Annotated in this window: 10 protein-coding genes; 7 read left to right on the plus strand and 3 right to left on the minus strand. The window is 54.6% G+C overall.

The features are described from left to right. Positions 1 to 3 precede the first annotated feature (3 nt). The 7 genes from FCL47_RS06360 to FCL47_RS06390 all read left to right on the plus strand — a co-directional run bounded on the left by FCL47_RS06360 (position 4) and on the right by FCL47_RS06390 (position 7,480). Positions 4 to 1,746, plus strand: coding sequence for an aldehyde ferredoxin oxidoreductase family protein (locus tag FCL47_RS06360; RefSeq protein ID WP_136812656.1), 1,743 nt, complete (start codon positions 4 to 6; stop codon positions 1,744 to 1,746). Continuing rightward, the gene (locus tag FCL47_RS06365; RefSeq protein WP_136812657.1) at positions 1,743 to 1,982 is read left to right on the plus strand and encodes a MoaD/ThiS family protein; all 240 of its coding nucleotides are present in this window, start codon (positions 1,743 to 1,745) and stop codon (positions 1,980 to 1,982) included. Before FCL47_RS06360 ends, FCL47_RS06365 begins: the two co-directional genes overlap by 4 nt. A 328-nt stretch (positions 1,983 to 2,310) precedes the next feature. Beyond that, positions 2,311 to 3,348 (plus strand): ABC transporter ATP-binding protein, encoded by a 1,038-nt coding sequence (locus FCL47_RS06370; RefSeq protein ID WP_136812658.1) that lies wholly within the window; start codon positions 2,311 to 2,313, stop codon positions 3,346 to 3,348. A 2-nt stretch (positions 3,349 to 3,350) separates the two neighbouring features. Then, positions 3,351 to 4,259 carry an ABC transporter permease gene (locus tag FCL47_RS06375; RefSeq protein WP_136812659.1) on the plus strand — a complete coding sequence of 303 codons (909 nt, stop codon included), beginning with the start codon at positions 3,351 to 3,353 and terminating at the stop codon, positions 4,257 to 4,259. Then, positions 4,256 to 5,047 carry an ABC transporter permease gene (locus tag FCL47_RS06380; RefSeq protein WP_136812660.1) on the plus strand — a complete coding sequence of 264 codons (792 nt, stop codon included), beginning with the start codon at positions 4,256 to 4,258 and terminating at the stop codon, positions 5,045 to 5,047. Before FCL47_RS06375 ends, FCL47_RS06380 begins: the two co-directional genes overlap by 4 nt. Before the next feature lie 71 nt (positions 5,048 to 5,118). Next, on the plus strand, positions 5,119 to 6,177 hold the full coding sequence (locus FCL47_RS06385; protein WP_136812661.1) for a spermidine/putrescine ABC transporter substrate-binding protein: 1,059 nt from the start codon (positions 5,119 to 5,121) through the stop codon (positions 6,175 to 6,177). Positions 6,178 to 6,268: 91 nt separating this feature from the next. Beyond that, a complete protein-coding gene (locus tag FCL47_RS06390) occupies positions 6,269 to 7,480 on the plus strand; it encodes a saccharopine dehydrogenase family protein (protein ID WP_136812662.1) in 1,212 nt (403 codons plus the stop codon). A 197-nt stretch (positions 7,481 to 7,677) separates the two neighbouring features. On the opposite strand, the gene FCL47_RS06395 is transcribed toward FCL47_RS06390, so the two are convergent. The 3 genes from FCL47_RS06395 to gltB all read right to left on the minus strand — a co-directional run bounded on the left by FCL47_RS06395 (position 7,678) and on the right by gltB (position 15,193). Next, positions 7,678 to 9,006: a DUF945 family protein gene (locus FCL47_RS06395; protein WP_136812663.1), complete on the minus strand. Its 1,329-nt coding sequence runs from the start codon at positions 9,004 to 9,006 to the stop codon at positions 7,678 to 7,680. Between the two features lie 295 nt (positions 9,007 to 9,301). Further along, positions 9,302 to 10,717, minus strand: coding sequence for an FAD-dependent oxidoreductase (locus FCL47_RS06400; protein ID WP_136812664.1), 1,416 nt, complete (start codon positions 10,715 to 10,717; stop codon positions 9,302 to 9,304). Between the two features lie 9 nt (positions 10,718 to 10,726). Beyond that, entirely contained in the window at positions 10,727 to 15,193 is a 4,467-nt protein-coding gene (gene gltB, locus FCL47_RS06405) for a glutamate synthase large subunit (protein ID WP_136812665.1), read from the minus strand. Between the last annotated feature and the right edge of the window lie 26 nt (positions 15,194 to 15,219).

A 15,219-nucleotide genomic window follows, 5' to 3' on the forward strand; every position in this document is an offset into this window, starting at 1 on the left:
GCCATGCAATTTCTTAGAGTGAACATGAGCACTGAATCGGTACAGTGGGAAAACGTTGCAGAAGAGTACGCAATACTTGGGGGACGGGCCCTGACTTCGATTATGATCAACAACGAAGTACCCGCTACAGCCGCCCCGCTTGGAGAAGAAAATAAACTCATTTTTGCTCCGGGATATTTTACCGGCACATCTCTTATCAACACCGGGAGACTCTCCGTCGGGGCAAAAAGTCCACTGACCGGCGGCATCAAGGAAAGCAATGTCGGGGGAACTGTCGCCTACTCGCTCGCCAGGCTTGGCATCAAGGCAGTCATCATCGAAGGAAAAGCGGCTGCCGGCAAATATTTCTGCCTCAATATCGAAGCGGAAAACAGGGCAACCCTGATCAGTGCCGATGCCTTAAAAGGCATGCGAACATATGCGCTCACCAAAAAACTCCAGGAACAATACGGAGACAGAAAAAGCATTACCTGCATCGGCCCAGCCGGTGATTTGCAGCTTCTCTCCGCATCGATCCAGTCAACCGACCTGGATGGACGGCCATGCCGGGCTGCAGGACGCGGCGGTCTCGGGGCAGTCATGGGCGCCAAAGGCCTGAAAGCTCTCATCGTCGATCGCCAGGGGAAGACCCCGATCGAAATTGCCGACCAGGATCGCTTCCAGAAAGCATCGTCCGCCTATGCCAAGGCGGTGCGGGCGGACGAATTCAGTGGCCAGATTCTTCCCGAATTCGGCACAGCGGTACTCGTCGAGCCAATTAACGCAGCCGGCGCCTTCCCAACCAAAAATGCGCGCAGTGGCCAGTTTGCGGGTATCGATAAAATAAGCGGCGAAACCATGGCCCGCGTCATCAGAGAACGTGGCGGCAAAACGCAGCACAAGGGATGCTCACAGTGCATAATTGACTGTTCCAATGAGTTCGTCACCGAAAAGGGTGACTATGTGACCTCATCGCTCGAATATGAAACCATCTGGGCCATGGGCGGTATGATCGGCAATGACAACCTGGACGCGATCGCCAGACTTGATTTTCTCTGCGATGATATTGGGCTTGATACCATGAACACCGGGGTGGCCCTGGCAGTAGCCTTTGACGCCGGATACGCATCATTTGGTGACGCCGACGCCGCTATTCGGCTGGTAGAAGAGGCGGCTGCCGGCACTGAAATGGGCCGGATTATCGGCAACGGCCCTGGCGCGGTCGGCAAACACTTCCACCATGACCGTATCCCGACGGTTAAAGGGCAGGGAATGGCCGCATATGATCCAAGAGCAATCCAGGGAATGGCCGTCACCTATGCGACGACGCCGATGGGTGCAGACCACACTGCGGGCTGGGTTGTCGATAAAAACCTCGAAGCCTTTGGCGGAACAGTCAATGCTCTCGAAGCTGCAGGGCAAGTGGAAATTTCCCGCAATACCCAGATCCATATGGCGGCGGTAGACACTGCCGGAATATGTGATTTTGCCCAGTCAGGACTGGCAACCGCGGAGGGGATCGAAAATGTCTTTACCATGATGAGCGCCAAATCAGGGCAGGCGTTCGGTCAGAACGACTGGACCGAACTCGGCCAAAGGGTCATCAAAGCAGAGCTGGCATTTAACAAAATGGCGGGCTTGACCCGAGAAGACGATCGACTCCCGCCCATGTTCTACAACGAGCCATTGCCGCCACACAATGTGGTCGTCAAAGTGAGTGCGGCGGAGATGGATTCTACTTTCAACTTTTTAAGAAATGATTCATGAAGATCCGCCTGAAACTCTACGGAACGCTGCCGGCCCACTACCCGGGTCTCTACCCGGATAGTGGCCTCATTGTGGATATTTCCGAAAATACCACAGTGGCGGACCTGGTGGAACGGGTAAAATTACCTCAGGAACATGTCGCTATTGTCGCCATAAACGGCATGCTGGCAAAAGCGGAAGATGTCCTGCCCGAAGGTGCTGAGATAAAATTTTTCCAACCGCTCAATGGCGGTTGACCAACAGGGCCAGCCCGCGGTCAGCACCGTGAAAAAATCGCACGAATGTGAGACGATTCGCTTCTTTTCTCGTTTCTTACGGTGAGAAGAGCTATAGAGCAGAATGCGTCTGCATTTTACATATTTGAAATGCAGACCAGAACAAATAAACAATTATGAATTTTTACTCCAGCTATCGATGCTTGTTAAGATTCAAACAGCAGCTATGCACACGGATAATTTGAATCAGCGGAGATGGCACTGATTTTGCTATCTTTTTCTGCGCACCTGGCGTGGCAGGGATCCGGGGACCGATAGAGTGTCACTTTTTACGTAAGGATATGTCGAAATGAATGATCAACCGCAAAAAAATCTCATTATCCGCGATATTACCAAAAGTTTTGGTTCGGTCACGGCCCTTAAAAGAGTCGATCTGGAGGTCCGCCAGGGGGAGTTCTTTACCCTTCTCGGCCCATCGGGCTGTGGGAAAACCACGCTGCTGCGAATTATTGCCGGCCTGGAACAGCCAAGCTCGGGGGCGATAATCCTGACCGGAAAAGACATCACGGCCCTGCCCGCTACCAAGCGCAATGTCAATACGGTTTTTCAGAGTTATGCGCTCTTCCCGCATTTGTCAATTTTCGAGAATGTGGCCTTCGGTCTTCGTTCACGCAAGTTCCCCGAGCAGGAGGTGCGTAAAAAGGTGAGCGACACCCTGGAGTTGCTGGAAATGTACCCGATGCGCAACCGCAGCCCGGAGCAGCTCTCCGGCGGACAGAAGCAGCGGGTGGCCATCGCCCGGGCCCTGGTGAATGAACCGGACATCCTGCTGCTCGACGAACCCATGTCGGCTCTCGATGCCAAGCTGCGCGCCCAGGTCCAGGAGGAATTGCGTCGTCTGCAGCGCCGGCTCGGAACCACGTTCATCCTGGTCACCCACGATCAGGCCGAGGCATTGGTCTGCAGCGACAGGATTGCGGTTATCGAGGCCGGCGAGGTCGTCCAGTGCGGCACCCCGCTTGAAGTGTATGATTTCCCCCGCAACCGGTTTGTCGCCGAGTTTCTTGGCGCGGCGAATCTCCTGCAGGCCCGGCGTGTGAATGGCGGCGTCGAGACGGAGGTAGGCTTTTTGTCATTGAACAAGCAGCCGGAATGGCCGGAGGGGCTCGTTGCCATCCGACCGGAGTGGATACGGGTTGGCAGCGAGCCGAGCGTAAACGGCGTCCATGCCACCGTCCAGGATATAGTCTATCGCGGCACCAATTTCGATCTCACCATGTCTCCCGGAGCGCTGAGGGTTCGGACTAATGCCTTCAAAAATTTCAAGATCGGAGATCAGGTCTGGCTGGAGCTTCCCCCGGCTGAACTGGTTGTGCTGGAGGGCTGAGGATGAAACAAAACACTATTCTCTGGCACGGTGAAATGACCACCGAAAGGGCCCTGACCCGAAGGGGCATGTCCTTTCTCTCCAGCGGCATATTCTGGCTGACCGCTTTTCTGGTCCTGCCATCGCTCATTTTCGTCGTGCTCAGTTTTGCCGAGCGAGGCGTCTATGGCGAGGTCATCTGGAATTTCTCCTTTGATAATTACAAACGTCTGGCCGGATTCAGCTCCTTCGGCTGGACCCCTGACTACCTGTTAATACTTGGCCGTTCAGTCGTCGTCTCGCTGGTCACGACCCTGGTTTCCATCCTGTTGTCGTACCCCTTAACTTTTTTCATAGCCTCACGTCCCGCCCGCAACAGGTTTGTCTGGCTGGTTATTCTTATTATCCCGTTCTGGACCAACATAGTCATCCGTACCTATGCCTGGTTCCTGCTGCTGTCGCCGGACCTGCCCTTTGCCAGATTCGCCACCTTTCTTGGCTTCATCCCGGATGGTTCGTCATTGTACCCCAGTGCTTTTGCGGTCTATATCGGGATGATTTCCGATTATTTACCCTTTCTGGCCCTTCCGCTTTATTCCAGTGTCGAAAGAATGGACTGGGCGCTGGTTGAAGCCGCCCAGGATCTCTATGCCTCGAGGTACCGCGTCTTCATGCAGGCGATACTTCCCCAGACTGCACCGGGCCTCACGGTCGGGATCATCCTGACGCTGGTGCCGACCATGGCAACGTTTGTTGTGCCTGACCTCCTCGGTGGTGCCAAGTATATGCTGGTCGGCAATCTCATTCAGCAGCAGTTCGGCACGAGCCGCGACTGGCCTTTCGGTGCCGCCATCAGCATGGCCCTGATGCTGCTGACCCTTCTCTCCATGCGGATCTATCGCCGGAAAGGGAATACGGTGGATATTATATGAAAAAACGTCATCTGGTTTTACAGTCAATCTCTCTTTTCACCATCGGCATGCTTTACCTGCCGCTGTTCGGTATTGCGGTTTTCTCGGTCAACTCGGCCAAGCACGGCTGGGTGTGGCAGGAATTCACTATGAAATGGTATACCGGGCTGCTGCATAACAATTACATCCTGGAGGCAGCCTGGAACACGCTGACGCTGGCGGTGGTTTCGACTCTGGTCTCAACGGTTATCGGCACCCTGCTGGCCATCGGCATCAGCCGCTTTCCCTGGGGGAGCCGTACCAACGGTTTTCTCGGGCTTATGCTCAATTTCCCGGTGGTTATTCCCGATATCGTCATGGCCGGTTCGCTGGTGGTGGTCTTCGCCATTCTCCGCTCGGTTTCCGACGTGTTTCAACCCGGGATGGTAACCATGACCATCGGCCACATCACCTTCCAGATCGCGTTTGTCGCCCTGGTGGTGCGCAGTCGTCTGGTTTCCATCGGCACCGATCTGGAAGAGGCCGCCCGCGACCTGTTCGCCGACAACTGGTACGTGATGCGCCGGGTCATTTTTCCGCTGCTGCTGCCGGGCATCGTCGCGGGTGGGATGCTCGCCTTCACCCTGTCTCTTGACGACTTTGTCATCAGCTTCTTCACCTCCGGTCCGACATCGCAGACCCTGCCACTGTACATCTACTCGGCGGTACGCCGCGGGGTAACGCCGCAGATACATGCCCTGTCGACCATAATAGTCCTGATCACCGTAATCCTGGTGGTCCTGGCCGAACGTATTTCACGAAAAAAATAACCAGAAAAGCATCCATGATAATCTCACCACAAGTCCTAACTCTTATTCAACCAAGCACAAGGAGGAACCCCATGAAAAAATTGTTTCTGCTGGTCGTGTCGCTGCTGCCGATACTCTTCTGCATCAGCTCGTCTTTTGCCGAAGACAAGGAGCTGCGTATTTTCACCTGGTCGGAATACATGGATGAGGAAAAATTCTCCACCGACTTTGAAGCGGCGACCGGCATCAAGGTTCTGATCGACCTGTACGAAAGCAACGAAGATATGCTGGCCAAACTCCAGGCTGGCGGCGTCAGCCAGTATGACATCATTATTCCTTCGTCGTATGTTCTGCCGATCATCTTTGGACTGAACCTGATCCAGCCGCTCGACCAGTCGAAGATCCCTAATCTCGGCAATCTCATGAGCCGGTTCAAAACAATGGACATGGACAAGGGCAATAAATACACCGTGCCCTGGCAGTGGGGAACGATCGGCATCATGTACAACAGGAAGAAGGTCTCCGATGAAGCGGCAAACAGCTGGTCGATCGTCTATGACCCTGCCAAGCAGCCCGGTTCCTTCTGGTTGATGGACGACATCCGCAGCTCGATGAACCAGGCCCTGCTTTTTCTTGGATATCCGATGAATTCCACCAAGCCGGAACAGATCAAACAGGCCTCTGAGCTCCTGATCAAGACCAAAAACAGCAAGGGATGCCTGGGATTCAAGACCGGCGTCGGCGGGAAAAACGACGTTGTCGCCGGGACAGCCGACGTCGCGGTCGTCTTTAACGGTGACGCACTCCGCGATGTCCGCGAAAATCCCGACAAATTCGGCTTTGTTGTCCCCAAGGAGGGCGGCGAATTCTGGGTCGACGTAATGGCTATTCCGGCCAAGGCACCACATCCGGATGCCGCGCATAAATGGATCAACTGGATTCTCGAACCGAAGGTTGGGGCTGAACTGTCCAACTACAACAGCTACGCCACCCCGAACGAGGCGGCACTTCCCTATATCACGCCGTCGGATCGGGCAAACCCGCAAATCTACCCGACCCCGGAGATGAATGCCAAACTCCACGCCATAACCGATATTGGTGCCGCCATGCGACTGTATGACGAGGCCTGGACCAGAATCAAATCACACTGACAGAATACTTCCCGTCCTCCTGCCTGCGGGAGGGCGGGAAAAATTGTTCCTGCCATCCACTTAAAATAGATGTCTGAAGGAGAATGGAGTAATGAAAAAAGTCCTCGTTATCGGGCTGGGTGCTCAGGGGAGTACCATCGCAAAACACCTCGATACACACCCCAAGGTACAACAGATTGTCTGCGCCGATTATGACCGGCTTCTGAGCGAGAGGCTGAGTGGTTCGCTGTCAAAAGCGGAGGCCATACAGGTAGATGCCCATGAAACCGCTTCGATCATAACTGCCGCTGCAGGATGCAGCCTGATTATCAATGGCTTACCGCTGGAATATAACCTCAATGTCATGGAGGCCGCCCTTACCGTTGGGGCCGGTTATATGGACCTGTCGGGCCCCATGGAAGAAAGAGGCTTTGTCGAAACCTACCAGTGGCTGTTTTCCGAGTGGCACCAGAGGTTTAAGGACAAAGGATTATTGGCCCTGGTCGGCTGCGGCATCGCGCCCGGCCTCGCCAATGTCATCGTGCGCCGATCCGTGGAAAAACTCGACAGCTGTGATTCCATCGGCATCTATTTTTACGACGGTTTCTTAAGCAAGCGCTATATTCCTTTCTGGTGGTCACCGGAAGTCGCCCTGGGGGATATGATGTACAAGACCTTCCGCATGGAAAACGGCAAGATTGTCACCGACGTCCCGTTCAGCCGGCCGGTTAAGATGACGTTTCGGGGTATTGATCACGAGGTCCGTATGGTCGACCATGAACATGACGAACCGGTGACCATGGGACTGCTGGCGGATTCGGTTCTGAAAGGCGTTCGAAACATCGAGTTCAAATACGGCGGTCCACAGGTGGAACTGGCCGAACATCTCTATAAAGTCGGCCTGCTCAGCAAAGAAAAAGTCAACGTCAATGGGGTTGAGATAGTACCATTCGAACTGCTGATGAAGCAGATTCCACGGGCGCCCCGTTTTGCAGAAGAAATTCAGGCGGTCATTGATGAAGGAATCATTCAGGATGAGGGAGCTTTTCTGGTTCGCGTCAAGGGCAAGCTCGGCGGGCAGGATAAACAGATTGACTGCTATACCAACTTCCCCGGCCTGATAGAGGCATTCTCTCAAGCCAAAATGACCCACGAATCGTACTCAACCGGTCAGTGCGCCGCGGTTTTCAGCGCGATGATGGTTGAGCAGCTTTGCCACGAAACAGGTCTCATAGTGCCGGAACAGCTGGATGTCGCTTGTCGCGATTACGTCTTCAGACAACTGGCTGATTTAAACATCACCGTCGACGAGTACCAGAGTTAACGGCGTCGTAAGACGTCCAGTTCCAGGATGCCGAAGTACGACGCGTAGATTTCGAAAAGGCATCGCCTTCGCAGACAATTTTTCTGTCATTACGACAATCAGTGCGCCAAAATGAGAGAGAAATTGTCCGTGGAGACACGCCCTGCCGGCACATGCAAGCGGACAAGGATCCTTACGGCGCCATCAAAGCCCGCCGCTTAATGAAACTGAACCTCCTGACCGTTCAGATAAAGTTTGGCATCTCTGGTTTCCGCCTTATGCGTGAGTGTGTCACCGTTTTTCACAAATAAACCGGTTTGCATTCCCGGATACATCGGTGACAAAAACACCGGGTTATCACCAACAAGGTCCGCCGGAAGAACGATCTCGGAGTTCAGGGAAAAAATCTCCGGCAGCAATTCCGGTTGCTGCAGAAGGGGGATAAACTGGGCAAAGGTCATGTCTTTATTCAGACCCACCGCCACATCACCTTTTACTTCTCCCTCAGGCATTTTGGCATGGAGATCGGAAATTTGAAATTCCAGCCCTGTTTTCAATAAACGCTCGTAGGCCGTCAACATCTGAAACTGCGTCCTGCTCACCTGGTTCCGGAGAATCGTTTTCATTTTTGCCGGATCATCCCCTGCTGCCGCGAAATCATTCAAGACCGTGTTGGCCATTTCGGTATACAGCTTAATAAACTCTTCGAATCCCTGAGCATCCATGTTGATAACGCCGAGTCGGACGAAACCGTTGTCAATTTTTTCCAGACCGGTCTGCAGCGCATCAAAACCAAAGGTTGCCACAACCGATACGGTATTCTCTTCCTTATCGATATCCAGGCTGTAGTCGCCTTTAAAATCTACGAGTTGGAGCTGTTCATTGGCATCGCCGTTAATCTGCCCTTTTTTCAACCCATAGGAGAGGGTACCATCCCACAGATAGGTGGAAATCTTTTCCAGGTTGGAGCTGACGGAGATGCCATCCACCGCCATTTTATCCGCAACAGAAAATCCCTGCCAGGACGTATCAGAGTAAAAATTCTTCGAAGCCTCCTCCCAGGTAAAAATTGCCTTGCCTGGTTTGATTGCGACCACTTCACCGTCCACCGGCAGAGAAAAGGCCGCCAGGGTAATGGTTGACTTAATCTCGCCGGAAAGTTTGTATTCGGTGGAAATATCCAATGGATTTTTCCCGGCAAGTTTCGTGCTGACAAAATCGGTAAACCATTTATTTTTTTCAAGGCTTGTTTTCGAAATAATACCGGTATATCCATGCTCTGCCCGATCGACAAAAGTTATCTCGTCAACCCCGTATATCGCCTTCAGCGGTCCGAGTTTTATGTCCCACTCAATTTCCGTCGAAGAAAAATGTCGATCATAACGCAGTATCTCGATGGAGACACCTGAGCCGGTATCGGCATACATGCTGTTGAGATTGGCAAAAGATTTTTTGACAATTTTTTCCATTGCCAGCCCGTTCACGAACGGGATCCCCACCCCCGCAACAAGGAGGAGTAAAAGACTACCGACAACGATTTTTTTCATACCTGCTCCATGGTGCCCTCCTCCTGAAAGCCTGCCAAAAGCGCAGAAAGGAAAAGCACATGTAAAACTAATAATTTGAATTTACCACCAAGGCAACTGCGTCACGCAAGCGAGACCTGAAATGTATCCTGGCGTATTGTCCGTTTCCTAGGGGGAGTGTGTCTTTCGAAATTTGCGCATCACACTATCTGGTATCTGCATCGGGCACAACAATTTTCCAAGAAAAACTCAAAAATATCTACCATATGCTGCAAAATACGAGGAGATGCACAAAAACGGGATCGTCCTGCCAGAATTAGACATCGAGGTAGAGAAGAATTGACTCTGCAGCAGTGCGTCCTTCGGCAATTGCAGTCACAACCAGATCGGAACCGCGCACGGCATCGCCTCCGGCAAAGACCTTCCGGTTGGTCGTCTGAAAGGGCATTGTTCCGCATGCAGGCGCGGTGATGAGCTGTCGGTCGTTGACAACGATATCATTGTGCTTGAGCCAATCGGGTGGACTTGGCCTGAAGCCAAAGGCCATGATCACGCTGTCGGCATCGAGGACCGCCTCTGTGCCGGCAACAGGTTCCGGCTTTCTCCGTCCGCGCTCATCGGCATCACCAAGCCGGGTGTTGACAACCTGCACGCCGCTGACATGCCCATCTTCCCGGCAGACAAGACCAAGAGGCTGCAAATTCCACAGAAAACGAACCCCTTCGTCCTCGGCATTCTGCACCTCCCGGGCCGATCCGGGCATGTTTACCCTGTCCCGTCGATAGGCGCAGACGACATCAATCGCCCCCTGACGAACCGCCGTACGTACACAATCCATGGCAGTATCGCCGCCGCCCAAAACAACCACTCGCTTTCCGGCCATATCCACATAGGGATAGCGATCGCGCTGCAACCCCAGATGGCGGTCGGCGTTACCGATAAGATAATCGAGCGCAGCATATACCCCGCCAGCATCTTCGTTGACCAGGTCGGCTCGCATGGAGGTGTAGGTGCCGGTGCCGATAAAGATCGCATCGTACTCGGCGAGCAGATCAGCAAAGGGCAGATCGCGGCCGATCTCCACCCCCAGGCGAAACTCGATGCCCATCCCGGCAAAAACCTTGTGGCGAATCTCCATCACCCGTTTGTCCAGTTTAAAGGCTGGAATACCAAAGGTCAGCAATCCACCTATCTCCGGATGTCGGTCAAAAACCACCGGCTGCACGCCGTTGCGGATCAGCACATCGGCACACCCCAGACCGGCAGGCCCGGCACCGACCACCGCCACCCGCTTGCCGGTGGGTATAACCTTGGACAGGTCGGGTCGCCAGCCCATCTGAAACGCGGTGTCGACAATGTACTTTTCAATGCTGCCGATGGTTACCGCCCCATAATCGTTATTCAGGGTGCAGGCACCTTCACAGAGTCGGTCCTGCGGACAGACCCGTCCACAGACCTCCGGCAGACTGTTGGTCTGGTGGCAGAGCTCCGCCGCCTCGACAATACGACCCTCGTTGGCCAGCTGCAGCCAGTCGGGAATATAATTGTGTACCGGGCATTTCCATTCGCAGTAGGGGTTACCGCAGTCAAGACAGCGATCCGCCTGCATCTGCACCTGGGATTGCTGAAATGGATGATAGATCTCGACGAACTCATGGCGGCGCCGTTCGATCCTTTTTTTCTGGGGATCGACCCGCGCGACCTCGATAAACTGGAATAAATTCTGGCTCATAATTTCCCCTTAAAAAACAACGGCCAGGGTCTCGCTTGGCGAGGTTCCCCGATGTCCCAGCAGACTTGCAAGATCAGATGTCTTTGGCTTGACCAGCCGGAAAAGGCTCATATACTGCCCATCAAAACCGGTCAGGATGCGCTCGGCCCGCTCACTGCCCGTTTCCTGAAAATGGGCGTCAATAATTCCCCGCAAATGCTCCTGCAGCACGGCCTGATCTTCCAGGGTGTTGATATCAACCAGCTCCGGATTCATCTTCGAAGCAAGAGTACCGGATTCATCGAGAACATAGGCAAAGCCACCGGTCATCCCCGCACCGAAATTGACCCCGGTCTCGCCAAGAATGGTAACAATACCGCCGGTCATATACTCGCAGCCGTTATCACCGATTCCTTCGACCACCGCCTTTGCCCCGGAATTTCTGACCGCAAATCTTTCTCCTGCCCGGCCGGCGGCAAAAAGCCATCCCCCGGTCGCTCCATAAAGACAGGTGTTGCCGATGATCACCGCCTCGTGGCTCCTGTAGGCAACCCCCAGCGGCGGACGAATAACCAGCTTACCTCCGGCCATTCCTTTGCCCACATAGTCGTTGGCATCGCCGGTGAGCACCATATGCAGGCCGCCGGCATTCCAGGCCCCGAAACTCTGTCCGGCGGTACCGTTGAAAAGCAGATGGACAGGAGCATCCTTCATGCCGTTATTACCATGGAGGGCGGCAATCTTTCCGGACAGCCGCGCCCCGACACTCCGGTCGGTATTGCGAATGGTAAAACTTCCACCCCCGCCGGACATGGTTTCAACCGCCTGCCGAAAGCGCTCTTCCATCCGGATATTCAGTCTCCCCGGATCCTCGGGGACATTGGCTTCCCTGAAGAAAAGAGTGCTGGTCGGCGGAGGCTGAACGGATTCCAGAATAGGGCGCAAATCCAGTTTTCTCTGTTTGGCCGTAATGCCGGGCAGCACTTCAAGCAGGTCGGTCCGGCCAATCAGATCGGTCAGCCTGGCAATTCCCAGTTCGGCCATGAGCATTCTTGTTTCCTGTACCATAAACCGAAAATAGTGCATCACCATATCCGGAACCCCGGCAAAGTATTCCTTTCTGAGTGTCTCATCCTGCGTGGCAACACCGGTGGCACAGTTATTGAGATGGCAGATCCTGAGGAATTTACAGCCAAGGGCAATGAGCGGCCCGGTGCCAAAACCAAAACTCTCGGCACCAAGAATGGCCGCTTTTATAATATCGAGACCGGTTTTCAGGCCCCCGTCGACCTGCAGCTGCACTTTATGGCGCAGCCCGTTGGCCACCAGGGCCTGCTGGGTCTCGGCCAGCCCGAGTTCCCAGGGACTGCCGGCGTATTTTACCGAGGTGAGCGGGCTGGCCCCGGTTCCCCCGTCGTAGCCGGAGATGGTGATCAGATCGGCATAGGCCTTGACCACCCCGGTGGCGATGGTGCCGACCCCCGGTTCAGAGACCAGTTTTACGCTTATCCGCGCCTTGTCATTGATCTGTTTGAGGTCAAATATGAGCTGGGCCAGATCTTCAATCGAGTAAATATCGTGGTGCGGCGGCGGGGATATCAGAGTTACCCCCGGGACCGAATAGCGCAGCGCGGCAATCTGCGCCGTCACTTTATGACCGGGCAACTGGCCACCCTCGCCCGGCTTTGCCCCCTGGGCCATTTTTATCTGGATAACCTCGGCGTTCATCAGGTAATGCGGGGTGACGCCAAAACGCCCGGACGCAACCTGCTTTATTTTCGAGACCCGCTCGGTGCCGAAGCGGGTGGGATCTTCTCCGCCTTCCCCACTGTTGGAAAAACCGCCCAGCCGGTTCATGCCGGCAGCCAGCGCCTCATGCGCCTCCTGCCCCAGGGCACCGATGGACATGGCGGCGGAGTCGAACCGGCCAAAGAAATTTTCCACCGGTTCCACCTCGTCAAGAGAAATGGCGACACCATCTTTTTTAAGCTGGAGCAGATCGCGGAGGCAGGCAATCGGCCGATTATTGACAAAACTGGAATAGCGCTGATAATCGGCATACTGACCGGTACGCACCGCCTTTTGCAGGGCCTGGACCACATCCGGATTATAGGCATGGTATTCGCCGCCGTGGATGTATTTAAAGAGTCCGCCTCGACCCAGGGGTTTATGCGCCCTTTTCCAGGCAAGGCGGGCCGATTGCTGCTGGTCCTCCTGAAAATCGGCAAAATCGGCCCCTTCAATACGGCTGGTCACCCCGTTAAAACAGAGCCTGGTCACTTCACCCGCCAGGCCGACTGCCTCAAAAAGCTGGGCGCATCGGTAGGAGGCAATGGTGGCGATGCCCATTTTTGAAAGTATCTTCAACAGTCCCTTGTCAATGCCATGCCGATAATTGGTCATGGCCTTGCGCAGACTAACCGGCATCGAACCTGCATCGACCAGCTGGGCAAGAGACTCATAGGCCAGATAGGGATAGACCGCCGTTGCACCCATGCCGATGAGCACGGCAAAATGGTGCGAGTCACGACAACTGGCTGTTTCCACGATAATGTTTGCATCGCAGCGCAAATGACTCTCAACCAGCGTCCGCTGCACCGCACCAACGGCCATTGCCGCCGGGATTGGCAGGCTTTCCGGGGTGATATGCCGATCCGACAGGACCAGCAGCACCGCGCCCTGCTCTACTTCTTTTCTGGCCGCATGACACAGTTCTTCAATGGCCTTTTGCAGCCCGAGCTCCGGCGCATAATTAAGATCAAGGACGACATGACGGTAATTATTCTGATCGAGCTGCAGAAGCTGCTGCAGATCACTGTAGACAAGCACCGGCGACTGAAACATCACCCGGTAGGCATGGCTCTGCGCTTCGTCAAAGACATTTTGTTCGCGGCCGATACAGGTGGCAAGCGACATGACATGCCTCTCCCGCAAAGGATCGATTGGCGGGTTGGTCACCTGGGCGAACATCTGTCGAAAATAGTCGTAGAGACTGCGGTTTTTGGTGGACAGCACCGCCATAGGGGCATCATCGCCCATCGACGATATCGGTTCCTGCCCGGTTGCGCCAAGCACTTTAATAACCTGCTCCAGCTCCTCATTGGTATAGCCGAACAGTTTCTGATAACAGAGGAGGCGGTCATCGTCAAGGGACCTGGCCCCGGTCGCAAGCGTTTCATCCTGATCGAAAGAGACAAGCTTCTGGCAGCATTTTTCCATCCATTGCTTATAGGGATATCGGCTCTTCAGTTCCCTGTCAATGTCCCAGGAGGTCCAGCGCTTGCCGGAAAGAGTATCGATCACCAGCAGTTCCCCGGGCCCGACCCGTCCTTTCTCCAGCACCTCGTCCGGGGTATAGTCCCAGATGCCCACTTCGGAGGCGAGGGTGATAAGGTTATCCTTGGTCACCACATAGCGGGCCGGCCTGAGCCCGTTGCGGTCAAGGCCGCAGGCGGCGAAACGCCCATCGCTCATGACGATGCCAGCCGGCCCGTCCCACGGCTCCATGTGCATCGAGTTAAAGTCGTAGAAGGCCCGGAGGTCTTCATCCATGTTGGGATGGTTCTGCCAGGCAGGCGGGATGAGCAGCCTGAACGCCCGGAAAAGATCCATCCCACCGGCCAGAAACAGCTCCAGCATATTATCAAGGGACGAGGAGTCGGAACCGGTGGTGTTGACAAAGGGTGCGGCTTCGGCCATATCCGGCAGCAGCGGCGACCTGAACTTATATGACCGGGCCCGCGACCATTGCCGGTTGCCGGTGATGGTATTGATCTCCCCGTTATGGGCTAAATACCGGAACGGTTGTGCCAGCGACCACCTGGGCAGGGTATTGGTGGAAAAACGTTGATGAAAGAGACAAATCGCCGACTGCATCCGGATATCGGCCAGATCCGGGTAAAACAAAGGGAGATCGACTGGCTGGCACAGTCCTTTATAGATGATCACCAGATTGGACAGACTGGCTATATAGAAATCGGGATCATCGGTCACCCGCTTTTCCACCCGGCGGCGGACCATATACAGGCGCCGCTCAAGATCCTTCGATCCCCAGCCAAAAGGGCTGTTAAAAATCACCTGCACGATCTGCGGCAAGGTTTTCAGGGCAAGATCACCGAGCACTTCCGGATCAACAGGGACATCACGCCAGGCAACAACGGTCAGGCTCTCCCGCGCCAGTTCCTCTTCAATGGCCCACTTCGCCACCGTTGCCAGGGCGTCGCTGGGACTGAGAAAGATCATGCCGACGCCATACCTGCCGCCCAGATTCCAGCCCTCTTCCCTGGCGATGGACTTAAAAAAATTATCGGGCTTTTGCAGCAGCAGACCACAACCGTCGCCGGTTTTGCCGTCAGCGGCAATACCTCCCCGATGGGCCATCCGTGCCAGAGAGGCAATCGCCGTTCGCACCAGCCGGTGACTGGCCTCACCGCCCATATGAGCCATCAAGCCAAAGCCACAGTTGTCTTTTTCTAAATGCCGATTGTTTAGGCCCATTCTATCCTCTTAAGACGTGAGAGACA

Origin of the sequence: Desulfopila sp. IMCC35006 (assembly GCF_005116645.1) — a bacterium.
In the GTDB taxonomy this organism is placed as follows: Bacteria; Desulfobacterota; Desulfobulbia; order Desulfobulbales; family Desulfocapsaceae; genus Desulforhopalus_A.